This is a genomic window from Streptomyces sp. PKU-EA00015 (assembly GCF_013387495.1).
In the GTDB taxonomy this organism is placed as follows: domain Bacteria; phylum Actinomycetota; class Actinomycetes; order Streptomycetales; family Streptomycetaceae; genus Streptomyces.
Genome location: NZ_JABZEE010000005.1, coordinates 131,826 through 155,216, shown reverse-complemented (window position 1 = coordinate 155,216; position 23,391 = coordinate 131,826). Strand labels below are relative to the sequence as shown.

The 23,391-nt window shown below is 70.6% G+C and carries 20 protein-coding genes; 9 read left to right on the top strand and 11 right to left on the bottom strand.

What is annotated here, in order from left to right:
• Window positions 1–44: 44 nt before the first annotated feature.
• Entirely contained in the window at window positions 45–1,196 is a 1,152-nt protein-coding gene (locus tag HW130_RS05625) for a HupE/UreJ family protein (RefSeq protein ID WP_177148290.1), read from the bottom strand.
• Between the two features lie 411 nt (window positions 1,197–1,607).
• On the opposite strand from HW130_RS05625, the gene HW130_RS05620 reads away from it, so the two are divergent.
• The 3 genes from HW130_RS05620 (at window position 1,608) to HW130_RS05610 (ending at window position 5,402) form a co-directional block, all read left to right on the top strand.
• Window positions 1,608–2,990 carry a DNRLRE domain-containing protein gene (locus HW130_RS05620; protein WP_177148289.1) on the top strand — a complete coding sequence of 461 codons (1,383 nt, stop codon included), beginning with the start codon at window positions 1,608–1,610 and terminating at the stop codon, window positions 2,988–2,990.
• Window positions 2,991–3,087: 97 nt separating this feature from the next.
• Entirely contained in the window at window positions 3,088–4,365 is a 1,278-nt protein-coding gene (locus HW130_RS05615; protein WP_177148288.1) for an MFS transporter, read from the top strand.
• A complete protein-coding gene (locus HW130_RS05610) occupies window positions 4,362–5,402 on the top strand; it encodes a hypothetical protein (RefSeq protein WP_256355884.1) in 1,041 nt (346 codons plus the stop codon). Before HW130_RS05615 ends, HW130_RS05610 begins: the two co-directional genes overlap by 4 nt.
• 195 nt (window positions 5,403–5,597) lie before the next feature.
• On the opposite strand, the gene HW130_RS05605 is transcribed toward HW130_RS05610, so the two are convergent.
• The 5 genes from HW130_RS05605 to HW130_RS05585 are packed head-to-tail and all read right to left on the bottom strand — an operon-like array spanning window position 5,598 to window position 10,198.
• Complete coding sequence (locus tag HW130_RS05605; RefSeq protein ID WP_177148287.1) at window positions 5,598–6,479, bottom strand: NAD(P)-dependent oxidoreductase; 882 nt, start codon at window positions 6,477–6,479, stop codon at window positions 5,598–5,600.
• A gap of 13 nt (window positions 6,480–6,492) precedes the next feature.
• Window positions 6,493–7,605: a radical SAM protein gene (locus HW130_RS05600; RefSeq protein WP_177148286.1), complete on the bottom strand. Its 1,113-nt coding sequence runs from the start codon at window positions 7,603–7,605 to the stop codon at window positions 6,493–6,495.
• A gap of 12 nt (window positions 7,606–7,617) precedes the next feature.
• Window positions 7,618–8,772 carry a pentapeptide repeat-containing protein gene (locus tag HW130_RS36565; protein WP_309140334.1) on the bottom strand — a complete coding sequence of 385 codons (1,155 nt, stop codon included), beginning with the start codon at window positions 8,770–8,772 and terminating at the stop codon, window positions 7,618–7,620.
• A 14-nt stretch (window positions 8,773–8,786) separates the two neighbouring features.
• Complete coding sequence (locus HW130_RS35685; protein ID WP_177148285.1) at window positions 8,787–9,485, bottom strand: hypothetical protein; 699 nt, start codon at window positions 9,483–9,485, stop codon at window positions 8,787–8,789.
• The gene (locus HW130_RS05585; protein WP_256355901.1) at window positions 9,482–10,198 is read right to left on the bottom strand and encodes a class I SAM-dependent methyltransferase; all 717 of its coding nucleotides are present in this window, start codon (window positions 10,196–10,198) and stop codon (window positions 9,482–9,484) included. The genes HW130_RS35685 and HW130_RS05585 overlap by 4 nt, the downstream gene beginning before the upstream one ends.
• A gap of 262 nt (window positions 10,199–10,460) precedes the next feature.
• Between HW130_RS05585 and HW130_RS05580 the strand changes: the two genes are divergently transcribed.
• The 6 genes from HW130_RS05580 (at window position 10,461) to HW130_RS05555 (ending at window position 17,504) form a co-directional block, all read left to right on the top strand.
• Window positions 10,461–11,441, top strand: coding sequence for a glycosyltransferase (locus HW130_RS05580; protein WP_177148283.1), 981 nt, complete (start codon window positions 10,461–10,463; stop codon window positions 11,439–11,441).
• Window positions 11,438–12,610: a glycosyltransferase family 4 protein gene (locus HW130_RS05575; RefSeq protein WP_177148282.1), complete on the top strand. Its 1,173-nt coding sequence runs from the start codon at window positions 11,438–11,440 to the stop codon at window positions 12,608–12,610. Before HW130_RS05580 ends, HW130_RS05575 begins: the two co-directional genes overlap by 4 nt.
• Window positions 12,611–12,635: 25 nt before the next feature.
• On the top strand, window positions 12,636–13,211 hold the full coding sequence (locus tag HW130_RS05570) for a TIGR00730 family Rossman fold protein (protein WP_177148281.1): 576 nt from the start codon (window positions 12,636–12,638) through the stop codon (window positions 13,209–13,211).
• A complete protein-coding gene (locus HW130_RS05565) occupies window positions 13,211–14,170 on the top strand; it encodes an NAD-dependent epimerase/dehydratase family protein (RefSeq protein ID WP_177148280.1) in 960 nt (319 codons plus the stop codon). Before HW130_RS05570 ends, HW130_RS05565 begins: the two co-directional genes overlap by 1 nt.
• Window positions 14,171–14,387: 217 nt before the next feature.
• Complete coding sequence (locus HW130_RS05560) at window positions 14,388–15,926, top strand: carboxylesterase/lipase family protein (protein ID WP_177148279.1); 1,539 nt, start codon at window positions 14,388–14,390, stop codon at window positions 15,924–15,926.
• A gap of 186 nt (window positions 15,927–16,112) precedes the next feature.
• Window positions 16,113–17,504 (top strand): MFS transporter, encoded by a 1,392-nt coding sequence (locus tag HW130_RS05555; protein ID WP_177148278.1) that lies wholly within the window; start codon window positions 16,113–16,115, stop codon window positions 17,502–17,504.
• A gap of 173 nt (window positions 17,505–17,677) precedes the next feature.
• Here the strand turns inward: HW130_RS05555 and HW130_RS05550 are convergent, their stop codons facing one another.
• The 5 genes from HW130_RS05550 to HW130_RS05530 all read right to left on the bottom strand — a co-directional run bounded on the left by HW130_RS05550 (window position 17,678) and on the right by HW130_RS05530 (window position 23,326).
• The gene (locus tag HW130_RS05550; RefSeq protein WP_177148277.1) at window positions 17,678–19,579 is read right to left on the bottom strand and encodes a GAF domain-containing protein; all 1,902 of its coding nucleotides are present in this window, start codon (window positions 19,577–19,579) and stop codon (window positions 17,678–17,680) included.
• An 83-nt stretch (window positions 19,580–19,662) separates the two neighbouring features.
• Complete coding sequence (locus tag HW130_RS05545; RefSeq protein WP_177148276.1) at window positions 19,663–20,466, bottom strand: 3-hydroxybutyrate dehydrogenase; 804 nt, start codon at window positions 20,464–20,466, stop codon at window positions 19,663–19,665.
• A gap of 54 nt (window positions 20,467–20,520) precedes the next feature.
• Window positions 20,521–21,003 carry an NUDIX domain-containing protein gene (locus HW130_RS05540; protein WP_177148275.1) on the bottom strand — a complete coding sequence of 161 codons (483 nt, stop codon included), beginning with the start codon at window positions 21,001–21,003 and terminating at the stop codon, window positions 20,521–20,523.
• Between the two features lie 42 nt (window positions 21,004–21,045).
• The gene (lnt, locus tag HW130_RS05535; RefSeq protein WP_177148274.1) at window positions 21,046–22,668 is read right to left on the bottom strand and encodes an apolipoprotein N-acyltransferase; all 1,623 of its coding nucleotides are present in this window, start codon (window positions 22,666–22,668) and stop codon (window positions 21,046–21,048) included.
• 97 nt (window positions 22,669–22,765) lie between these two features.
• Entirely contained in the window at window positions 22,766–23,326 is a 561-nt protein-coding gene (locus HW130_RS05530) for a hypothetical protein (protein ID WP_177148273.1), read from the bottom strand.
• Window positions 23,327–23,391: the final 65 nt, after the last annotated feature.

The window sequence follows — 23,391 nt, the reverse complement described above, 5'->3', positions numbered from 1 at the left end:
CCTGGAAAATGAGGTCCGCTATCACGCAATCACCAGCGGGAGGTCTACGCGGCGCCGCCCGGCGCCAGGAGGCGCTCGACGAACCAGGCCAGGCCCACGACGCCGACGACGCCGGTGGCGCCGATGTGGGCGACGGTCGACCAGGAGTACCGGCGTGCCAGGAGGAGCAGCGGGAACACCAGCAGAACGATCGCGAGCTGTCCCAGCTCGATGCCGAGGTTGAAGCTCAACAGTGAGACGAGCAACCGGCCGGTGAAGTCGTCGGTGAAGCTCAGCGCCCCGGCGAAGCCCAGCCCGTGGAGCAGGCCGAAGCCGAATACGACGAGGACGCGGTGCCGCGACTCGCCGCGCGCGATGTTCTCCACCGCGACGTACACAATGGACAGAGCGATCAGCGGTTCGACGATCTCGGCCGGAACCTCGACCCACCCCAGCACGGCGAGGGCGAGCGTGACGCTGTGCGCCACGGTGAAGCTGGTCGCGAGCCGGACAACGCTGCGCCATCCCTGCGCGCCAAGGAGCAGGAGCACCAGGAAGAGCACGTGGTCGATGCCGAGCAGAATGTGTTCCAGCCCCATGGCCACGAACCGGCCCGTCGACGACAAGAAGCCCGTCTCTCCGGCCCGCGATTCACGTTGGCCGGCGTCGCTCCGGCCGACCCGCAGTTCACGATTCCCGGCGTCGAAGACGTCGCTCCCGCCGGAACCGCCGAGTTCGTAGTCGACCATGTTGGTGTGCTCGGCCCCGATGGCGTCCGCCTCGGAGAACACCCCGTAGCGCACGGTGAACTCGCCGCTCCCCGAGCCCGGACAACGATGAATCAGAAGCAGGCGGGCATAGAGGAACTTCTGGCGCTTCGTGATCCCCGTGTCGTCGAGTTCGGCGGCACAGGGGGCGCCGTCGAGGGAGACCGTCAGACGGTCGGCCAGGTATGACGTCAACCGTGCGCGGTGGGACTCGAGAAACGCTTCGCGTTCGGCGTCCTGCGCTCCCCGGGGGAGCCTGCCGAGGCCGGCGGCCTTCGTGAACGTGTCGTAGTCCAGCTCCAGTTCGTAGCGCACCAGTGACCCGTCCTGGCGGATCGTGGAGGTGCCGTCCGTCGTCGGGACATGCGCCGCGGCAACCGGACCCGTCAGTGACACCAGGATCCCCGCGAGAACCATGGCACCCAGCGCGACCCGAAGAACGCTGAACATTCGGCGGCGGACACCTCGAAGGCCTGGCGGCGCAGTCCATATCGTCACGCCGAGGAGCACAGTGGCCGGAAGAGGGGAGCGCCCATCCTGCTCGTGTCCCGACCGCGACGCCCGGTTGAATTCTTGGCGGTCTGCTCCGGGACCGGCACCGGCGCCGGCCGGCCTGGTGGCCCGATCACCTCGTCCGCATCCCGCAGTTCGATCACAGCCAGGAACCGACCAACGGACCATCAGCACACCTGTACGACATGCCGGGAAACCCTCACCTGCCGCACGTCCAGCGTTCACTCGATCGCTGTAGTCGTGGCTCACAGCGGATCCCTAGGTTCCTCATCGCCTCTTGTACGGGGCGACAGCCTTCACCTCAGAAGGGATCACGTGATGGGCACCCGCCACATCCGAAGAGCATCGATGGCAGCCACCGCAGTCACCGTGACGACCGCCGCCGTCGCGGCTCTGCTCACGACCGCTCCCACGGCCACCGCGGCCACCACGACCCTCAACCCGGTCGCGGACACCTACGTTCAGGACACCACCCCGTCGACGAACTACGGCACCTCGTCGCAGTTCACTGTGGACAACTCTCCGGTGCGCCACTCGTTCCTCAAGTTCACCGTCAGCGGCCTCACCGAGGCCGTCTCCAGCGCCACATTGCGGATCCGCGTCACCAGCAGCGGCAACAGCAGCAACGGCGGCACCTGGAAGTCGATGACCGACACCACCTGGTCGGAGACGGGCGTCACCTGGAACAACAAGCCGATCATCGACGGCGCCACTGTCGCATCGCTCGGCTCGGTGGCCAACGACCAGTGGGTCGAGATCGACGTGACCTCGGTGGTGACCGGCAACGGCACCTTCAGCTTCGGCGGCACCTCCACGAGCACCAACGGCGCGTACTACGACTCCCGCGAGTCCGGCGCCGACGCTCCGCAGCTGGTGATCAACACCGGCACCGCCCCGTCACCCACGCCCACGACGTCGTCGCCGCCGTCGTCGGGTGACCCGGTGCTGGTCGGCGCCGGTGACATCGCCAACTGCGGCGTCGGGGGAGACGAGAAGACCGCCAACCTGCTGGACGGCATCACCGGTACCGTCATGGCCGTCGGTGACAACGCCTACCCGGACGGCACGGCCTCCGACTTCACCAACTGCTACAACCCCTCGTGGGGCAGGCACAAGGCCCGCACCCGGCCGGTCACCGGCAACCACGAGTACCACACCTCAGGCGCGTCGGGGCACTTCAACTACTTCGGTGCTTCGGCGGGCGCACCCGGCAAGGGCTACTACTCCTTCGACCTGGGCAACTGGCACGTCGTGGCGCTCAACTCCAACTGCTCGCAGGTGTCCTGTGCGGCCGGCTCGGCGCAGGAGCAGTGGCTGCGCAGCGATCTGGCGGCCAGCACCAAGCCGTGCACCGTGGCCTACTGGCACCACCCGCGCTACACCTCCGGCTCCAGCCACGGCCCGAACACCTCGGTGACGCCGCTGTACCAGGCGCTGTACGACAACAACGCCGAAGTCATCGTGACCGGGCACAACCACCAGTACGAGCGCTTCGCCCCGATGAACGCCACGGGCGGCCTGGACAACACCCGCGGTATCCGGCAGTTCGTTGCCGGCATGGGCGGCGCCGGCATGTACGGCTTCGGCACCATCCAGACCGGCAGCCAGGTCCGCAACAACAACACCTGGGGCGTGCTGAAGCTGACCCTGCACGCGGGCAGCTACGACTGGCAGTTCGTCCCCGAGGCGGGCAAGACCTTCACCGACAGCGGCACCACCGCCTGTCACTGACCGGCACTTGAGTGATGGGTGGCCTCCCAGCCAGGGAGGACACCCCCGCTGCCGACTGAGTTCCCCAGTCCGGTCTCGCCCCGAAAGGTCCGCCCGCATGTATCTGTCCTCGATCGACAGGCCCGGGTCCGATGACACGCACGCCGAAGACCGCTCCCGCCTGCGCGGGCTCACGCTCGTCGGCGGCAACGTGTTCGCGCTCGGCACGGTCAGCCTGCTGACCGACATCTCCGCCGAAATGGTCACCGCGATCCTTCCGGTGTATCTGGTGTTCGGGCTGTCCATGAGCCCGCTGGCCTACGGCATGATCGACGGGATCTACACCGGAGCCACCGCGCTGCTGCGGCTCGTCGGCGGGTATGTCGCGGACCGCGTCCGCAAACCCAAAGCAGTGGCGGGCATCGGATACGCGATGTCGGCGCTGGCCAAGCTCGGGCTGCTCGCGGCAGGGCGCTCGGCCGGCGCGATCGGTTTGGTGATCGCTGCCGACCGTGCCGGAAAGGGACTCCGTACCGCACCCCGCGACGCTCTGATCACCCTGTCGGCCCCGCCGCAGGCACTGGGGCGCGCATTCGGCGTGCACCGGACCATGGACAGTTTCGGCGCATTTCTCGGCCCGCTGGTCGCGCTGGCCGTGCTCGCCGCCGCGGGCCAGGCCGTCGACGCCGTCCTGGTCACCAGCTTCTGCATCGCCGCGCTCGGCGTGCTCATTCTCGTGCTCTTCGTCCGGGACCGGCACGACGAACGCCCACCCGCCGCCGTGGTCTCCCCCCGGGAGGCCCTGACACTGCTGCGGGCCGCGCCGGTGCGCCGGCTGCTCACAGCGGCGTGCCTGCTCGGCTTCGCCGTCATCGGCGACGGCTTCGTCTACCTGCTCCTGCAACGCCGGGAGGAGATGTCCATCGGCACCTTCCCCCTGCTCGCTGTCGGCACCAGCCTGGCCTATCTGCTGCTGGCGATCCCCGTCGGGGCGCTGGCCGACCGGATCGGCCGGGTGCCCATCGTGCTCGGCGGCTACACGGCCCTGGTCGTCGTCTACCTGCTCCTGTTCGGCCCACTGCACGGCTGGCCACTCCTGGCACTGGTGCTGCTCCTCTACGGCTTCTTCTACGCAGCGACCGACGGCGTACTGATGGCGCTGGCCGGTCCGGTGCTGCCCGAACATCTGCGCACCACCGGCATCGCACTGATCCAGACCGGACAGGCCCTCGCCTACCTCGCCTCCTCAATCCTGTTCGGACTCGCCTGGCAGATGTGGGGCCCGGTCACCGCCGGCCGGCTGGCCGCCGCCACTGCCGTCGTGGCCGTTGTGGCCACGGCATTCCTGCTGATCAACCGATCCACCACCACGACCGACACCGAGGTGACCGTATGAGCGAGCAGTCCACGATCGACGCCGAGCCGCAGCTGAGCCCACCACCCGCGCCGCGCCGGTTCGGGCGCACCGCTCGCATCGCCACCACGGTGGCGGCCACCATCGCACTCGCCGCAGTCGCGATCGGCTACGGCCGGCTCAGCTCATCGGTCAAGGCCCCCGACGCACCCGCCACAGCCCAGACGGTGTCGCTGGCGCCGGGCCCACGGCTGCTCACCCTGATGAGCACCGGGCAGGTGACCACGGTCGACAAGCACGACCCACGCGGCTCCCGCGCGGTGTCGAAGACCAAGTGCGATCGCATCTACGCCGCCGAGGGAACCGTCGCCTGCCTCTACGCCGACGGGGTGCTCGGCACCGTCACGATGCGCATCCTCGACACGAACCTGTCGGAACGCAAAGCCATCCCGGTCAGTGGCATCCCCAACCGGGTCCGCGTCTCGACCAGCGGCCGCATGGTCTCCTGGACCGCCTTCGTCGGCGGCGACAGCTACGCCACCCTCGACTTCTCCACCCGCACCGGGATCTACGACACCAAGACCGGCACCCTGTTCAAGACGCTGGAAACCTTCGCCGTCATCAAGGACGGCAAGCCGTATCAGTCGGTCGACGTCAACTACTGGGGCGTGACGTTCACCGACGACGACAACACCTTCTACGCAACCATGTACACCAAGGGCCACCGCTACCTGGTCCAGGGCGACTTCGCCGCACGAACCGTCCGCACCCTGCGCGACCACGTCGAATGCCCCTCGCTCTCGCCCGACGGGACCAGGATCGCGTTCAAAGCGCCCATCGACGGCGACTCCACCCGCGGCTGGCGGCTCTCCGTACTCGACCTGGCCACCAGCCGAGTCACCCGCACGGCCGAAACGCGCAGCGTGGACGACCAAGCGGCCTGGCTGGACAACTCCACCCTCACCTACGCCCAGCAACACGACGACGGCACCAAGGACATCTGGACCGCACCCGCCGACGGCTCCGGCAAACCGAAGCTGCTGCTGCGCAACGCCCACTCCCCCGCCGCGCTCGGCTGAGCACACCAGGAACTACAAGCCCGGCTGGAGTACTAGGGTCTTTCGTTTGGATGAGGCCGGATCAGTGAGCGGGGTCTGGTGCGTGCGATCGCAAGGCGGAGGAGGGAGACAATGGCGGAGCCATGGCGACCGACGACAACGCGGCGAGCGTGCGTGCCAGGGCCCGCGAGCCCGGCATGATCCAAACGAGAGACCCTAGCGCTTGGCGAAATCCGCGACGAGGCGTTCCATGCCTTCCTGGATGGCTGTCGTGGCCCGCCACCCGAGGACGCGCGCCGCGCGTGCCGGGTCGCCGACGAACCGTCCTACGTCGTAGTGCCGTGGCGCGGCCGTCCTGATCGTGCCACCTGAAGCGCAGCGGACGGCCAGGTCCGCCAGTCCGGACAGTGAGGTCGCGCGGCCCGAGACCAGGTGGAGCGGGGGCAGTCGGCTGCCCGACGACAGTCGCTCGACCATCCGGCTGAGGGCCTCGGCGACATCGCTCACGTGTGTGAAGTCGAGTGTGGTGTCGCCGCCGTCGACACGCAGCGCACCGCCTTCCGCCGCGAGCCGGGCGAAGGCGGGCGCCACCCGGTCGGGGTGGTCGGCCACGGAACCGTACACGCTGGAGAACCGCACGACGGCCGTGTTGAGTCCGCCGGCCCGGGCCTGCTCGACGAGGAGTTCCGCGTCCAGTTTGGACCGTGCGTAGCGGTTCAGCGGCGCGAGTTCCGCCGACTCGCTGACCGGAAGGTACCGAGCCTGTCCGTACACCTCGCGACTGCTGCCGAACAGGAACCAGGGGCGGACCTCGCGGAGCGAGGACGCGGCGGCGAGGACGTTGCGGGTTCCGATGACGTTGACCAAGTGGCACGCACCGGGATCGTGCTCGCCCCAGACGACCCGGGAGACCGCGGCGAGGTGCACGACGCCGGAGCAGCCCGCCATGGCGGATGCCAGGGCGTCCGGATCGACGATGTCGTGACGTTTGTCGGCAGCGATGTCGTAGCCGATGACCTCGTGGCCGTCCGCACGCAGCCTTCCGGACAGGGCGGAACCGATGAGCCCGTGACTGCCCGTGACGAATACGCGAGTCATCCGTCGCCTCCCGTCAGAGCTGGTCCCGGGTGACGACAGGAAGGACCAGCCGCTCCCCGGTGCCCCGGCGGACCGCGGGACGGGTCGGTGCCAGGAAATCGGGAACCCGCTTCACCACGTCCGCGTAGTAGGGCGGGTTCTTCGTGGTCGCCACCGAGACCGAGCAGTGCCGTTTGATGGGGCAGTGCTCGCAGTAGGGGATCCGGCCGTCCCGGAATCCCCTCATGCTCTCCCCGGACCACACCTCGCGCAGGCTCTGCCGCAACACGTTGCCGATGATGGGCTCGTGCGCGTACTCGATGCCGTTGCAGGGCAGGACGGATCCGTTCGGGTAGACGAGGAGAAAGGTGTCGGGCTTGTCGCACCGCTCGTGTGCTTCCTCGACGGACGCCCAGTACTTGCCGAGCGCGTAGTCCGCCCCGACGAGGTCGTCGGGGAACATGACCGGAAACTCCTCGCCGAACCGGCCCAGTTCCCGGTACCTCTCGGTGGCTTCCGGAAGAACCTTCGCCCGGAACTCGGATATGTCGTCACGCGTCATCAGCAGCGACCGGTCAATATGATCGTTCTCCGGATACACGAAGGCCAGCGAGTTCGCCCCGTTCTCGAAGGCGAAAGAGATCACTTCCGGTAACTCGCGGAAATTCTGCCTGCTCAGGATGAAGTGCAGTACCAGCCGCAGCGAGCTTTCCGCGACCGCTCTCATTCCGGCGAACATCCGCTGCCATCCGTCCCGGGATGTGCGGAGCCTGTTGTGTGTTTCCGGATCGAGGCTCATGATCGATATGCACGCCTGGTCGAGTCCGGCCGAAACCAGTTCGTCGGTCTGCTGCTCCAATTGGAAACCGGTGGTATTGATCGAGACGAACCAGCCCAGACGCTTCGCCTCCCAGACGACGGCGGGCAGGCCCGCGTAGATGGTGGGTTCACCGCCGCTGATGTCGAGATAGCTCGCTCCCAGCTCGTCCGCTTCTCGGATCACCCTCGCCCAGTCGTCCACGCCGAGCCGGACGTCCTTCGACGCCTGGAAGAGCATCTGCCGGGAAGAGCAGTAGGGACAGTCGCTCGTGCAGTGGATGTTGGGCTTGATCGTGAGGTACTTCAGCGCGGGTACGGGCCTGTTCATCAGATCACCTGCTCAGTCGGTCCGGAGCACACCCGTGCTCGCGTGGAAGAAGATCGCGGCGGCGTTCCTCGACCGCTCACCGGGGCCCACCCGGTGGGTCAGCGGTCGTACGGTGGACACCCGGCCGAGGGCCCGGCCCGCACCGAGGAGCGGCGCCGACCGCAGATCCGCCGCGCGCCAGCTGCCGCCTTCGCTCACATCCAGGCCCGGCGGGTCCTCGTAGATGTGCAGGGTGGCCACCCCGCTGTCCTGGTGCTCGGGGAAACGGTCCCCGGGTCCGGAGCCCGTGTAGTGCAGCAGCCGGACGGTGATGCTGCCGCGAGCGAGGCCGATGCCGCGTTCCCTTCCCCCGGTGAGCGACAGGTGCGCGGCGACCGCGTCCAGGAACGGCACCACCGTGGTGCACGCGAGGGTGATGAGTTCGGTCATTTCGGCGAGTTCGTTCCCCAGCGAGCGCGGCCAGTTCAGTCCGGGCTCAGCGGCGCTGACGTGCCACCGCTGGGTGTGGGGCGCCCCGGGTGTGACGCTCCACCCGGGGTCGTGATTGCGGACGAGACCCGACCAGCACTCCTTCTTCTCGGCGGCGGGAAGCGCGAACAGGCGCCGGCAGGCCAGTGCGGCGAGCTCGGCGAGCCGCGCACCTGCGGGTGTCGCCGACCAGCGCAGCAGCCCCTCCGCCACGAATCGCTCCACCTCGTCCTGGTCCGGCTGCCGGTACGGCCGACCGGTCAGGTGGCGAGGCACCGCCGTCGCCGACAGGTCGTCCGGCAGACGTGCTCCGCGCAGGTCGGCGGCGGCGAGGACCGCGCCGGTCAGGACCGCGTCCCGGACGTCCGCCTCCCGCAGATCCGCGTGGCGCAGGTCCGCGTCCCGCAGGTCGGCGTGGCGCAGGTCCGCCCGGCGCAGATCGGTGCGCCGCAGGTCGGCGCCGGCCAGCCTCGCTCCGTCGAGCCTCGCCCCGCGCAGGTTGGCACCGACCAGCCGGGCACCGGAGAAGTCAGTCCCGCGCAGGTCGGCCGTGCCCTCCCCGTCGCGGAGGTTCCCGCCGCTCAGATTGGCGTAGGACAGATCCAGGCCCGCGGCGTTCGCCCCGCGGAGCACGCCCGGAGCCGCCTCGGGGCCGTCGACGGCCCACTGCAGGCGTGGTTCTCGCGGTGGTTCCGGCACGGCTGCTCCCTTTGCTACCAGTAGCACTGCCAGACGTCGTCGATCTTCAGGGCGTGACCTTGCAGCGTGATCCGGGGCCTGTCGGGGTCGAGGAGCGAGGACGGATGCAGCGGAGCGATCTGGTGGAGCTCGTGCCCCGAGTGCAGCAGCATCGCCCCCGGCGTGTAGGGGATCGCCTCCCTGCGCAGCGCGTGGAGCCGGTGGTCGCCCGCCGGGCCGGTGGAGTGCAGCCAGAAGACGATGCCCGCGCCCCCGGTGGGGACGAGGAGCGGGACGGTGAACGACGCCTGCTCGCAGGAGCGGTCCACCGTCCCGTGCCACCAGCGCAGCTTGCGGTACTGCAGGTCGTAATGCATGGCCGCCACGGGACGTGTGAAGTCGGCATGCGGCTCCATGATCTGGAAGCCCGGGAGTGCCAGGCCCTCGGCGGGTACGGTGGGGGACCCCAGGAGTTCGGCGAGACGGGAGAACAGCAGCTCGTACAGGCTCGCGAACCGTCGCATCAGGAACGCGTTTCCTGCCGGGAGTTCATGGCGGTAGGGCGTCCCGTCGGCGCCGGCACTGTCGAGGAAGACCGCCGAGCCGAGTGAGTAATAGGGCAGCCGTGGATGGCGCCGCCGCCAGAGTCCGCGTGCGACAAGCACTTCGGACGCCCAGAGTTCGGCTGTTGCGCTGTCCGTCAACGGCGCGAGCCCGGGTGCGTTCGTCGTCATCCGCCTCGTTCCCGTGCGCCCTGGCGGTGCTGGTTCACCTCTGCGACCAGCAGGTCCTGGCCGGGGTGGTCCCGCCGTGAGCGTCCTCGAGGGCGGATCCGGGGATCCGCGGCGTAGCTCCTCACCAGACGGAGTCCGGCGCGGCCCATCTCCTGTTCGATCCATGGCCGGCTGACGAAGGTGTCGCACGCGTTCGTGCCCGGCAGCCGCTCATTGCGTACGGCGATCCCGTCCGACCTCAGCCGGCGCAGTTCCTCCGGCGTCAGCTGTCCCGTGTACGCCTCTCCTCTCTCCGTCATCACGATGCGGCCGTCCGGTCCGAGGATCCTGGACAGTTCGCAGAGCCAGCGGGTGTGCAGCGGTGCGGGGAGGTGGGTGAAGACGCTGATGGCGTAGATCAGGTCGAAGGTGTCGTCCTCGTAGGGCAGGGGCGGTTCGACGCGGTTGTTCACGTACCGCACGGGTTGCAGGTTTCCACGGCACCAGGTCAGAAGGTCGGGCTGGATCTCCGCGGCGTGCAGTTCCAGACGGGGGGACGTGGCGAGATGGCGCAGGACCCGACCGCATCCGCACCCGAGGTCGAGGACGCGAGCGGGACGGTGATGTCGCGGGACTTCATTCTGCACGATCGCCGCGATATTCCTCCCGGACCTGTCGAACCACGTTTTTCGTGAGGTCCCGGATACGCGTGAGCGCAATTCCGCGGGAGCCATGGGGATGTTCGGCGATCGCAGATCGAAGATCCGGTCGGACATCAAGAACGTCCACTGTCTGCATCGTTGTAACGTGACAGGCCGCAACATACCGCGGACAGTATCCGCTGCCACGGGGGTTGGGAAGGGCGCGATGAACGGGAGCGGGCGCCGGGACGCGGTGTAGACACGACTCCGGAAAGCCGGTGAGAATGACTGCCGAGCCACATGACCTTCCGGCCCTGTCACCGCCTGCCGTCACGGACCGACGAGGAGTGGACGGGTGGACGAAAATTCCAGCTCTCCCGCCGAAAGCACGATTCACTCGACGATCGAAGTCGTCGTTCCGGTGCGTCTCAGCCGTACCGGTCCGCCCGGACTGCGGCTCGACAGGCTGACCGAACTCGAAGCCTGCATAGAGTCCGTCCTGCACACCATTCGCCACAACCAGGACGAGGCGGAGAGCGCCAATCGCTGGCACAAGGCCTCCTTGACGGTGGTGGACGACCATTCCGAGCCACCGCTCGAGGAGCAGTTGCCACGAGCCCTGCGGGACCAGCTGGCGATCTTGCCGAACCGCGGTACGGCCGGTCAGGCGGGCGCCTTGAACTACGCACTCAGCCGCACGTCGGCGAGCCACGTGGCCTTCACCGACTCCGACTGCACGGTGGCGCCGGACTGGCTCTCCTCGATCGCGCACCACTACTCCCGGCATCCGGATCACATCGGAGTCGCCGGCCCGAGTTGGCTGTTCGGGCGGTCCGAGAAGCTGTGGAGCAGGTACGTCACCCTGTGTGAATCGGAGTTGATGCGGTACAGCTTCACCCGGTACGTCGACCGGCGGGCGGGCTCCTCGTCCCGCCTGGACTGCCGGAACCTGTCGCTGGAGGTGTCGGGCGCGGCGTCCCTCCTCGGCGACCGGTTCTTCACCGAAGGGCGCGGTCCGAGCGTCAGCGGCCAGACCTCCCACCGGATGAGGGCGGCTCTGTCCCGTGCGGGCCGGACCTTGGGATACTCCGACGCCATGACCGCCAGGCACAAGCCGGTCAGTTCCGTGAAGGAGACGGTCGCGACCTACTACCTGAGGGGCCGGGAGGGGACCTACCGCTCCCTCTACGCGCCACACGGCAGCCTCGGTTCCGCACTGGGACGCCGCTACCTCATGGGTCACTTCGTGCGGCCCGCCCTCGCCTCCCCGGGCACGGCCTGGTACGCGCTCGTCGCGCACACCGCCTACTGGATCGGAATAGCCAAGTCGGCATGAGCACCGGATCCGGCACCCGCGTGTACGTCCTGGGCGACAACTGGCTTCCCGGTGTGGGGGGTCTGGAGAACCACACGGCGGCGCTGACCGACCGGTTGTCCGCCACCGTGCCCGTCGAGATCCTGACCTCCGAGTCCAACACCGAGGACCACGGCAACCCGGCGGTGCCCGTCAGACGGTTCCCGGTCGTCGGGGACGCCGGCTACTACGAGGGCGTCAGGGAGCACCTGTTGGCAGCCCGCGAGCAAGGCCCCTTCGTCCTCCACGTGATGGGTTTCTCGTACTTCTGGCCCGAGGCACAGGCGCGGCTGGTCCAGGAGGTGGCGCACCGCACGGGGTGCCCGGTCGTTCTGAAGGTGCCGACCAGCGGCCATGCGCTGCGGTACCTGACCGCGGAGTTCCGTGCCGCGCGGGCGAGCGTCTCGGCCTTCGTCTGCCTGAACTCGGGCGTGTACCGGGAGATCAGGGACGGGGGAGTTCCCGCGCACCGGATCGTCGCCCTCCCCAACGGCGTGGACACGCGACGTTTCCGTGTCACGGACCGGGCGGCCCGCGCGGCCGCACGGGCGCGCCACGGCGTGGGCCCCGACGAGACGGTGGCCCTGTTCGTCGGGCGGCTGACCTCGCAGAAGCGTGTCGACCTCCTGGTCGACGCCGTTTCCGCGGCGAACGCCGAAGGGCTGAGGCTGCTGCTGGTCGGCCCGAGCGACGCGACGTACGGCCCGGCGTTCGACACCCGGGGGCTGCCCGCCGGGGTCACCTGGCTGGGTGCCACCAAGTCTCCCGAGCGTCACTACGCCCTGGCCGACGTCTACGTCTCCACCTCGCTCGCCGAAGGGATGCCCAACTCCGGGCTCGAAGCCATGGCGAGCGGACTACCCCTGCTCGTGTCGGACATCCCCGGGCACCGGGAACTCGTCCACGCCGGTCGGAACGGGTGGCTCGTCCCGCCCGCCGTCGCGGACTTCGCCACAGCTCTCGCGCAACTGCCCGCCCGGGAGCGACTGGAAGTCATGGGCGAGGAGTCCCGGCGGCGCGCCGAGACAGAGTTCTCACTCGTCTCCGTGACGGATCGTTACCTTCAGCTGTACCGGCACGTGTTGGCCGCAGCGAGCGACGGTGCAGGCCCGGCCGGCATCCGCACCGGCCGCCGGGACGGGGAGGCTTGACGTGACGGTGCCACCAGGACCGCCCATGCGCATCTGTGTCTTCTGCGGGTCCCGGGCGGGCAGCTCCGCCGCGCAGGCGCGTGCGGCGAGACAGGTCGGACGTACCGTGGCGGAGCGCGGACACACGCTCGTCTACGGCGGGGCGGGTTCCGGACTCATGGGCGAGGTCGCCTGGGCGGCTTCGCACGCGGGCGCCCGTATCGAGGGGGTCATGCCCCGCTTCCTCTTCGGGCGGGAGGCGCCCGGCGAGGCGCCGCCCCAGGACTTCACCGTGACCGACACGATGCACGACCGCAAGCGCGAGATGCTCGAACGCTCGGATGCCTTCGTCGCGCTGGCCGGTGGCTACGGCACCCTGGACGAGGTCCTCGAGGTCATGTCCCTGACGCATCTGGGGCGCATGAACAAGCCGCTGGTCCTGGTCGATGTCGACGGGGCCTGGCGGCAGTTCGCCCGGCTGGTGCGCGACGTGCGGGACCGCGGGTTCACCGACGGGCAGGAGCGCGACCTGTTCTCGATCGCCGATGACGCGCCGGCGGCGGTGGAGACGGCGGAGCGGGAATGGGCGCGGCGGTCCCGCCCCCGCGGAGACAGGGTCTGATGCGGGCCGTCGTCACCGGCGCTGCCGGTTTCATCGGCTCCCACCTCTGCGCGCATCTGCTCGCGGCCGGGGACGAGGTGGTGGGCATCGACGCGGTCACGGACACCTACGATCCGAAACTGAAGGAACACAACCTGGATGTGCTGCGACGCTCGGACGGCTTCGACTTCCGGTTGGCCGACCTCCTGGAAACGGACCTGGCCCGGGCTCTCGACGGCGCCGAGGTGGTCTACCACCTGGCCGGGGAGCCCGGCGTACGCCCCTCATGGGGACGGGAGTTCCCGCGCTACACCAGCCGCAACGTGCTGACCACGCAGGCTCTCCTGGAGGCCACGCGCGGGATGCCGCTGCGCAAGCTCGTCTACGCCTCCAGCTCGTCCGTGTACGGACACGCGGCGGACCTCCCCACCGCCGAAACCCTGTGCCCCCGGCCGGTCTCCCCCTACGGGGTGACCAAGCTGGCGGCCGAGCACCTGTGCGAGCTGTACCGCACCGCCTTCGGCGTGCCCACCGTGTCGCTGCGCCTCTTCACCGTCTACGGGCCCCGGCAGCGGCCCGACATGGCGTTCGCCCGGCTCGTGGCCGCCGCGGTGCGCGACGAGCCCTTCGCGCTGTACGGGGACGGCGAGCAGACCAGGGACTTCACGTACGTGGCGGACACGGTGACCGCGATGCGGGGCGCCGCCCAGGCGGAGTTCACCGGAGTCGCCAACATCGGTGGAGGTAGCCGCGCTTCCATGAACGAGGCCATCGCCATCGTGGAATGCATGACCGGCCGGATCGACCTCCGGCGGACGGCTGCGCAGCCGGGCGACATCCGGCACACGGGCGCCGACATCTCGGTGGCCGCCGACGCGTTCGGCTTCGCCCCCGAAGTGACCCTGCCCGAAGGGTTGGCCGAGATGGTGGCACAGGAACGCTTCTTCGGCGGTCCGCGCCATGGACCCGGACCGCGCTGAGGCCTCAGAGGTCCGGACCGCGCGTTCAGCCGCGTTCACTCACGTGCGGAACACCGCGCGAGCCTTGTCCCGGGCGACGGTGATGATCAAGTCGGCGGAGGCCCGGCTCCAGCAATCCGAGTCATCCGTAAATCGCTGGCGCGGCATCCAACCGCGGTGGAGGATCCGCAGGGTTGGGGCCCGCGAGCCCTCTCCTCCTGTCTGAAAGGCAGTTGTGATGACCGTCGGCGAGTCCAAGCCATCCGGAACCCAGCCCGGAGTCCGCGCGGCGGCCGGAAGGCTGCGCGGCAGCCGGGAGGCGGGTGTGGCGGTCTTTCGTGGCATTCCGTTCGCCGAGCCCCCGGTCGGCGAGTTGCGCTTCGCTGCTCCGCGACCCGCGCGGGGCTGGAGCGGGGTGCGGGAGGCCCTCTCGTACGGCCCGCCGCCCCCGCAGGGCGGGCATTTCGGCATGGACGCGTTGTCGCAGGACGCGGCGAGCGACGACTGGCTGACGGTCAACGTCTGGTCGCCCGAACCCGGCCCGGGCGCGGGGCTGCCGGTGATGGTGTGGATCCAGGGCGGCGCCTACGTGATCGGCATGTCCGGCCTCCCCGAGTACGACGGTGGTCGGCTCGCGCGGGACGGTGGCGTGGTCGTGGTGACGTTCAACTACCGCGTGGGTATCGAGGGCTTCGCGCAGATCGAGGGGGCTCCTCCCAACCGGGGTCTGCTCGACCAGGTCGCCGCTCTCGAGTGGGTGCGCGACAACATCCGGGCCTTCGGCGGCGACCCCGACCGGGTCACGGTTTTCGGGCAGTCGGCGGGCGGGGGATCGGTCGCCGCGCTGCTGGCGATGGGCCGTGCGGCCGGGCTCTTCCGCCGGGCTGTCGCGCAGAGCGTGCCGGGCACGTTCTTCTCGCCGGATCTCGCCGCGGACATCACTGCCGCCTGCGCCGCCGAGCTGGGGCTGCGGCCCACGGTGGCCGACCTGTCCGGCGTTGCCCCACGCCGGCTGTCCGCCGCCGGTGACACGGTCGGCGCCAAGATGGACCAGTGGGCGCAACGCTGGGGCCGGCCCGCGCACAGAACGATCCCCTTCTCGCCCGTGGTCGACGGCGAGGTCCTGACCGCCACACCGTGGCAGGCCCTGACCGACGGCGCCGGCCGCGACATCGAACTCCTCGTCGGCCACACCCGCGACGAGCAGCGCCTGTTCACCGCCATCAACGGTCTGCTCGGTGAGGTGAGCGAGGAGCAGGCGGCGAACGCCCTCCATGTTTTCGCACCCGGCCCGGACGGCGCACGCCGCTACCGCGACGCCTTCCCGGCGGCGAGCCCGGACGAGCTGTACGAACTGGTCCATTCCGACTGGCTGTTCCGCATGCCGTCGCTCCACCTGGCCGAGGCCCAGACGGCTGCCGGCGGCCGCGCGCATGTCTACGAGCTGGCCTGGCCGGCCCCGGGCATGGGCGGCGCCCTCGGCGCCTGCCACGGCCTGGACGTACCACTCGTCTTCGGCAACCTGAACCGCGGCCAGCCTGCCATGCTGGTCGGTGAAACGCCCTCCCCGGAGGCAGAGGCCCTGTCCGTCCGGATGCGCGCCGCATGGGCATCGTTCGCCGCCCACGGCGACCCCGGCTGGCCCGCGTACGACATCGGTCAACGCCTCGTTCAGCTCTTCGACATTCCGTCGACTGTCACCGCCTACCCGGAAGAGCGCTCCCGCCTGATCTGGCAGAGCCACACCTTCCCCGTGCTGCCGCTGATCAGCCGGTAGCGCCGGCCAACCCGGCCGGCCGGGGCTACTGGTTCTGTTCGAGCGTGACGCCGCACCGCCCCCATGGTGGGCGCACGCACTCCCACGCCCAGAACTATGGTGTCCCACCACATGTGCCCGTGACCTGCGTGTTTCTACGGTGTGGCGACACGTCAACGTCCCCGCACACGCCAGGAAGTGGTGCCGATGTCCTCCCCCGCGACCGCTCCACCAGCGCCGAACTCGCTCAAGCGCATCGTCGCCGCGAGCCTCATCGGCACCACCATCGAGTGGTACGACTTCTTCCTGTACGGCTCGGCCGCCGCGCTGGTGTTCAACAAGCTCTTCTTCCCCGAGTCCGACCCGCTCGTAGGCACCCTGCTGTCCTTCCTCACCTACGCGGTCGGCTTCGCCGCCCGGCCGCTCGGGGCGCTCGTCTTCGGGCACTACGGTGACCGGCTCGGACGCAAGAAGCTGCTGGTGCTCAGCCTGCTGATGATGGGCGGGGCCACGTTCGCGATCGGGCTGCTGCCCACGCACGCGACCATCGGGAGCGCGGCCCCCGTGCTGCTCACCGTCCTCCGCCTCGTGCAGGGCTTCGCCCTCGGCGGTGAATGGGGCGGGGCCGTCCTGCTCGTGTCCGAGCACGGGGACGCCGAACGGCGCGGTTTCTGGGCGTCGTGGCCGCAGACCGGCGCGCCGGCCGGGCAACTGCTCGCGACGGGCGTGCTCTCCGCGCTCACCGCCCTGCTCTCGGACGCCGCGTTCACCTCGTGGGGATGGCGGATCCCGTTCCTGCTCTCCGGAGTCCTCGTGATCGTCGGCCTGTGGATTCGTCTCTCTGTCGATGAATCGCCTGTCTTCAAGGCCGCCCTGGCCCAGGCCGAGCAGCGCAAGGCAGCCGCCGGTCAGGTGGAGAAGATGCCGCTCGTCGCCGTGCTGCGCCACCACTGGCGCGATGTGCTGGTCGCCATGGGCGCGCGCATGGCGGAGAACATCAGCTACTACGTGATCACCGCGTTCATCCTCGTGTACGCGACGACCGCGGTGGAGATGAGCAAGCAGACCGCCCTCAACGCCGTACTCATCGCCTCGGCTGTCCACTTCGCGGCGATCCCGCTCTGGGGCGCGCTCTCGGACCGGATCGGCCGCCGGCCTGTCTACCTCATCGGCGCCATCGGCGTCGGCGCGTGGATGTTCCCCTTCTTCGCGCTGATCGACCAGGGCAGCTTCGGTTCGCTGCTGCTGGCCGTGACCGTCGGTCTGGTGCTGCACGGGGCGATGTACGCGCCGCAGGCGGCGTTCTTCTCCGAGATGTTCGCGACACGGATGCGCTACTCCGGGGCGTCCATCGGCGCGCAGTTCTCGTCCGTCGCCGCCGGGGCCCCCGCGCCGCTCATCGCGACCGCCCTGCTCGCCGACTACCACTCGTCGACGCCGATCGCCCTGTACGTCATCGCCGCCGCCCTGCTCACCGTGGTGGCGATCGCATGCGCCAAGGAGACCAGGCACCGGAACCTCAACGACGTGGAGCCCGGCTCCGACGGCGCCGCGGACTCCGTGTCCTCCCCGTCGGCGGATGCCGCCCGTACCGCCTGAGCGGCGCCCCCTCCCCCACCGCACCCGAAGCCGCGCGGGACCACATCGGTCCCGCGCGGCTTCATGTGTGGCGCAGGCTCCAGGCAGACGGGCTTCGTGTGCGGGGCCGCAAGGAGGGACTCCATGTGCAGGGCGCGCTCCGGCCTGAAGAACGGCGGCGGGAGCCGCGGGGGTCATTCCCGGTGCGCCACCGCCGAGGACATCCCGTACAGCCGCAGGGCCAGCTGGATCTCCAGGGCGCGGGCGGGCGTCTGCCAGTCGGGGCCCAGGAGCCGGCCGATGCGCTCGAGCCGCTGGGCGACGGTGTTCACGTGGACGTGCAGGTCGTCCTTCGTACGGGCCGGGCTCATGCCGCTGGCGAAGTACGCGTCGAGGGTGCCGACCAGGTCCGTGCCGCGGCGTCTATCGTACGCGACGACCTCGCCGATCGTGCGGTGCACGAAGCCGTCGATGTCGCCGGGGTCGGCCAGCAGCAGCCCGAGGAAGCCCAGGTCCTCGGCGGCCGCGCCCTGTCCGGAGCGGCCGAGCAGGCGCAGCGCGTCCAGGCAGCGTCGCGCCTGCTCGTAGGCGCCGGATATCGGAGCGGGGTCGCCGGCCGGGGAGGCCACCGGGGACGAGGCCCCGACGGTCACCGACTCGCGCAGTGTGCCCGCCAGTTGGCGGGCGGTCTGGCGGGCGAGGGAGGCCGGGGTGTCGTCGGGGCCGAGCGGGAGGAGCAGGACCGTGCCGCCGTCCCGGGCCGCGGCGAGGCCGGAACGGGTCGCGGCCAGGTGCGAGGCGGCCGACCACAGCCGCTGCCGGTCCGCACTCTCCCGCGCGGCCGACTCGGGGCCGGCCGCGGAGCCGGTGTCCGGGTGGCCGTCGATCCGCCCCGCCAGCACGACGTGGGGCAGGTCCAGGTCGGCGCGGAGCCGCGCCGCACGCTCCCGCAGCAGGCGGGGGTCGCGGTCCGGCGCGTCCAGCAGGTCGTCCAGCAGCTCGCCCCGGACCCGCTGTTCGGCGTCGTGCGCCGATCGCCGGGCGAGCAGGAGCAGCGAGGTGACCATGGCTGCCCGCTCCAGGGTGCGCTGGTCGACGGGGTCGAGGTCGGGGTGACCGCGCAGCACGAGGGCACCGAACACCTCGCCGCCCGCGGAGACTTCGGCGACCCAGTCGTCGCCGTGGCGGCCCGCGCGGCCGTCCGCCGCGGTGAGCTGTGGACCGTGCTCGGTGAACTCGACCGTGCCGTCCAGGACTTCGGAGAGCGCCGCGGCCACGTCGTCGACACCGCCGCCGCGCAGCACCAGTTCGGTGAGCCGGTCGTGCACCTCCGACGCGCGCTCGATGACGCCGCTGTGCTCCTGGATGATCGCGTGGGCCCGCTCCAGCTCGGACAGGGCGGAGCGCGTCTCGGCGAGCAGGTTCGCCGTGTCGATGGCCACGGCGGCGTGTGCGGCGAACGAGGCGAGCAGCGCGACCTGTTCCCGTTCGAAGACGCGGGCGCGGCGGTCCGCGGCGAACAGCACGCCGATGACCTGGCTCCCGAGCGTCAGCGGCACGCCGAGGATGGCGACCAGCCCCTCGTCCCTGACGGCCGCGTCGATCGGCCCGGTGTGCTCGAACCGGGCGTCGCCGAAGTAGCTGTCGGTCACATACGGGCGGGCCGTCTGCGCGACGAGGCCGCCGAGGCCCTCCCCCATGCCGAGCCGGAGCTGCTGGAAACGCGCCGAGACCGACCCCTCGGTGACCCGCATGTAGGTGTCGCCGGCGACGGGGTCGTTGAGGCTGAGGTAGGCGACCTCGGTGCCCAGGAGGGAACGGGCGCGCTGCACGATCGCGCGCAGCACGGCGTCGAGGTCGCGCAGACCGGCCAGGTCGTGCGCCGTCTCGAACAGCGCGGACAGCTCCGCCTCCCGCCGCCTGCGGCCCTCCAGCTCGGCACGGACCCGCAGCGCGAGCTGCTTGGCGTGCTCGACGGCGGCGAGCGACTCGGCGTCGGCGCCGTGGGCCCGCGCGAGGAGCACGGGCCTGTCGTAGGCCTCGGCTGCGGCGCCGCGGGCGAGGAGCTCCAGGTAGGCGGCTTGATCCAGGGACATGGACACAGGATTACCCGGCGCGGGCGGGGTCGCGCCAGCCCTGTGGACAACCGGGCGGCCGCCCTCGGCGGCCGCGCCCGCCGTCAGTGGGCGGTCCATCCGCCGTCGAGGGCCAGGGAGGTGCCGGTGATGAACGCGGCCTGCGGGGAGCACAGGTACAGCACGGCCTCGGCGACCTCGTCCGGTTCGACGAGGCGCTTGATCGCCGAGTCCTTGAGGAGGACGTCGGTCAGGACGCGTTCCTCGGGCAGGGAGTGTGCGGCCGCCTGGTCGGCGATCTGCTTCTCGACCAGGGGCGTGCGCACATAGCCCGGATTGACGCACACCGACGTCACTCCGTGGGGTGCGCCTTCGAGGGCCGCGGTCTTGGACAGGCCCTCCAGGCCGTGTTTGGCGGCCACATAGGCGGACTTGAAGGCGGAGGCCCGCAGCCCGTGTACGGAGGAGATGTTGACGATCCGCCCCCAACCCTGCGCGTACATGTGCGGCAGCGCGCCCCTGATCAGGCGGAACGGCGCTTCCAGCATGACGGTGAGCACGGTGTGGAAGACGTCCGGCGGGAACTCCTCGATGGGGCGGACGAGTTGCAGTCCAGCGTTGTTGACGAGGATGTCCGCGCCCGCGGCGACGGCCTCGGCGGCGTCGAGGTCGGTGAGGTCGAGCACCCGCGCCTCGACGGCGCCGGCGAGTCCACCGGCCCGCTCCACCAGCGCGGCCAGCCCCTCGGCGTCGCGGTCGACGGCTCTGACCTTCGCGCCCGCGGCCGCGAGCCGCAGCGCGCAGGCGTGGCCGATGCCGCCCGCGGCACCGGTGACCAGGGCGGTGCGGCCGCCGAGGTCGAGAAGGACGGAGGGCTCTGCGGGACCTGAGGTGATGGGCGCGGTCATGTGTGCACCCTAGGCAGCGATCACTACCCCACCGATGTGGTCAGCGCCCATACTTCACAGCTCAGTGGTGGGGTGGAACCATGCTGGTCCTTCGGTCAGCGCCTGCTTGATCCGGAACAGGGCGAACTCCTGGAGTTGCGGCAGCGAGTCGATCGGGAACCAGCCCACCTCGAGCGATTCGTCGTCGTTGACCCGGGCGTCGCCGCCGACCGCCCGGCAGCGCATGGTGATGTCCATGTACTGGCAGCGGTCCCCGTTGGGGTAGGTGACCGGCTCGGGCAGCGCCTGTACGAGGACGACCCGCTCGGCGACGCATCGTACGGCCGTCTCCTCGAACACCTCGCGCTCCGCGGTCCTGGCCGGCTCCTCGCCCGGCTCCGGGATACCGCCGATGACCGACCACTTGCCGGTGTCCGCGCGTCTGCCGAGCAGCACGCGCCCCTCGTCGTCGAGGACGACGGCGCTGACCCCCGGCAGGAACAGCAGCTGGTGGCCTGCGGTGGCCCGGATCTCGCGGATGAAGTCAGGCGTGCCCATGCCCGCGACCCTAACGGGCGGCCCCGGCGTCGACCGCGGAGGTCAGGCGCCGGCGCCCTGTTCCACTGCGGCGGCCGCGCGCTCGCGCCGTTCGCGTACGGCATCGGTGACGGCCTTGCCCACTGCGGCGGCCGCGAGGAGCAGCAGGGCCACCTCGGGCCAGACGCCGAGCCGGGTGGCGGGCGTGAGGGAGGAGCGCAGCGGCACCTCGGCGACAAGCGCGTCGGGCGTGAACATGCGCGTCTCCTGGACGATCTCGCCGTCCGGCATGATCACGGCGCTGACGCCGCTGGTGACGGGGACGACGACGGACCGGCTGTGCTCCACGGCCCGCACGCGCGACATGGCCAGCTGCTGGTAGGTCATCTCGCTGCGGCCGAAGGTGGCGTTGTTGCTGGGCACGGAGATGAGCTGCGCGCCATGGGTGACCGTGTCGCGGGCCGCGTCGTCGAACGCCGCCTCGAAGCAGGTGACGAGCCCGACCCGCGTCCCCGCCAGGTCGAAGACGCCGACCTCGTGCCCCGGACCGAAGTCGCGGCTGACGCGGTCCACGTCGGAGTTGAGGATCCGTACGATCGGACGCAGCGGGATGTACTCGCCGAACGGCTGGACGTGGCGCTTGTCGTAGGTGTCGACGGGGCCCCGGCGCGGGTCCCACTCGATCAGCGTGTTGCGGAGCGGGCCCGTCTCGGGGGTGAGCACGGCGCCGACGACGGTCGGGACGCCGATGGCCATGACGGCGTCGTCGATGACGAGGCGGGCGTCGGCGTTGCGGTAGGGGTCGAGGTCGGAGGAGTTCTCCGGCCAGAGCACGAAGTCGGGCTTCGGCGCCCTGCCCGCCGCCACGTCGTCGGCCAGCTGCTCGGTGCGCTGCGCATGGTTGTCGAGGACCGCCCGGCGCTGGGCGTTGAAGTCGAGACCGAGGCGGGGCACGTTGCCCTGGACGGCGGCGACGGTCGCGGTGCCGTCCTCGGCGGCGTCGTCGACGAGCGGCCGGGCGCACAGGGCCCCCACGAGCGGCAGCGCGAGAGCCAGCAGCGCGGCGGCCGCCGCCCCGCGCCGCACGCTGCCGGTGCGGCGGCGCGCCGCCATCTGCCGCGCGGTTTCGTACAGCCCCAGTCCGCACAGGACGACGGCGAAGCTCAGCACGGGCGTGCCGCCGACGGCGGCCAGCGGCAGGAAGAGGCCGTCCGCCTGTCCGAACGCGATCTTCCCCCAGGGGAAGCCGCCGAACGGCACCCTGGCGCGGGCCGCCTCTCCGGCGATCCACACCGCCGCGCCCCACACCGGCCACGCGGGCAGGCGCGAGACGACGGCCATGCCCCCACAGGTCATCGCGACGAACAGCGCCTCGACGGCGGCGAGCGCCAGCCACGGGACCGCGCCGACCTCCTCGCCGGTCCAGACGAGCAGGGGGAGCAGGAAACCCAGGCCGGTCAGGTAGCCGAGGCCCAGCGCCACCCGCGGCCGCCGTCCGCGCAGGGCCCAGCCGAGCAGCGCGAACGCGGGGACAGCCAGCCACCACAGGGGCCTCGGCGGGAAGCTCAGGTAGAGCAGCACCCCTGACAGGGCCGCGGCTCCGGGCCGTACGAACCGCCGGATCAGCGGGCGGCCGGCCGCGCGGGCGGGCTGCGGGGTGTCGACTGGGGTGATGGTGACGCTCACCTGCCGGAGTCTACGGCGGTGCCCTGTGTGCCCGGCAGTGCGGTCACCGTGCGCGACCGGGACCGGCACGACCGTGCTCGGCGGGGGCGGACCGGGCTCAGGCGTGCGGCACGGGGTCGCTGTTCGACCGGCTGAGGCGGTCCCGGATGACGCGCACGGCCGTCGCGGCGTTGTCGACGGTCACCGTGAACGTGTCGCCGCCCGCCAGCGTGACGACCACTCCCTCGCCGCGCCGCACGACCCACGCCGTCCCCTTCTCCGGGCGCCAGCGGCAGCCCCAGCCTCCCCATTGATGCGGGGTGACCTTCGGGTCGTAGTCCGCCTTGACGACCTCGCTGAGGAGAATGCGCTTGCGCGGCAGGCCCACATGGCCGCAGCGCACTTCGAGGGCCTCCCGGTCGATGGTGACTTCCAGGTGGACGAAGGCCAGCGTCCCGTAGAGCACCAGGAGGCCGGCCGCGACACAGCCGATCACCGCCATCAGCAGGGCTGTGATGCCCGTCTCCCAGTCGGCCGAGACGGCGAGCTTGATACCGAGCGCGATGCAGGCCGCACCCGCGGCCGCGAGCACCCACTGCAGGCGATTGGTCGCTCGGCCGGTCCAGACTTCGGGAAGGGGCTCGACAGCGGGCCCCATGTGGCGGAGATGGTGCCTCATGTCTGGAGCGTACCCAGCATCGGCGGACACAGCACGGTCCTGGCGTGACGGAGGGTAATGATCAC

What these genes read in the sequence shown, in the direction of transcription:
- HW130_RS05600 (WP_177148286.1), bottom strand. Translation starts at nt 7,605, where the DNA reads ATGAACAGGCCCGTACCCGCGCTGAAGTACCTCACGATCAAGCCCAAC.
- HW130_RS35685 (WP_177148285.1), bottom strand. Translation starts at nt 9,485, where the DNA reads ATGACGACGAACGCACCCGGGCTCGCGCCGTTGACGGACAGCGCAACA.
- HW130_RS05625 (WP_177148290.1), bottom strand. Translation starts at nt 1,196, where the DNA reads ATGTTCAGCGTTCTTCGGGTCGCGCTGGGTGCCATGGTTCTCGCGGGG.
- HW130_RS05570 (WP_177148281.1), top strand. Translation starts at nt 12,636, where the DNA reads ATGCGCATCTGTGTCTTCTGCGGGTCCCGGGCGGGCAGCTCCGCCGCG.
- HW130_RS05545 (WP_177148276.1), bottom strand. Translation starts at nt 20,466, where the DNA reads ATGACCGCGCCCATCACCTCAGGTCCCGCAGAGCCCTCCGTCCTTCTC.
- HW130_RS05565 (WP_177148280.1), top strand. Translation starts at nt 13,211, where the DNA reads ATGCGGGCCGTCGTCACCGGCGCTGCCGGTTTCATCGGCTCCCACCTC.
- HW130_RS05610 (WP_256355884.1), top strand. Translation starts at nt 4,362, where the DNA reads ATGAGCGAGCAGTCCACGATCGACGCCGAGCCGCAGCTGAGCCCACCA.
- HW130_RS05620 (WP_177148289.1), top strand. Translation starts at nt 1,608, where the DNA reads ATGGCAGCCACCGCAGTCACCGTGACGACCGCCGCCGTCGCGGCTCTG.
- HW130_RS05560 (WP_177148279.1), top strand. Translation starts at nt 14,388, where the DNA reads ATGACCGTCGGCGAGTCCAAGCCATCCGGAACCCAGCCCGGAGTCCGC.
- HW130_RS05605 (WP_177148287.1), bottom strand. Translation starts at nt 6,479, where the DNA reads ATGACTCGCGTATTCGTCACGGGCAGTCACGGGCTCATCGGTTCCGCC.
- HW130_RS05585 (WP_256355901.1), bottom strand. Translation starts at nt 10,198, where the DNA reads ATGGCTCCCGCGGAATTGCGCTCACGCGTATCCGGGACCTCACGAAAA.
- HW130_RS05555 (WP_177148278.1), top strand. Translation starts at nt 16,113, where the DNA reads ATGTCCTCCCCCGCGACCGCTCCACCAGCGCCGAACTCGCTCAAGCGC.
- HW130_RS05550 (WP_177148277.1), bottom strand. Translation starts at nt 19,579, where the DNA reads ATGTCCCTGGATCAAGCCGCCTACCTGGAGCTCCTCGCCCGCGGCGCC.
- HW130_RS05615 (WP_177148288.1), top strand. Translation starts at nt 3,088, where the DNA reads ATGTATCTGTCCTCGATCGACAGGCCCGGGTCCGATGACACGCACGCC.
- HW130_RS05575 (WP_177148282.1), top strand. Translation starts at nt 11,438, where the DNA reads ATGAGCACCGGATCCGGCACCCGCGTGTACGTCCTGGGCGACAACTGG.
- HW130_RS05540 (WP_177148275.1), bottom strand. Translation starts at nt 21,003, where the DNA reads ATGGGCACGCCTGACTTCATCCGCGAGATCCGGGCCACCGCAGGCCAC.
- HW130_RS05530 (WP_177148273.1), bottom strand. Translation starts at nt 23,326, where the DNA reads ATGAGGCACCATCTCCGCCACATGGGGCCCGCTGTCGAGCCCCTTCCC.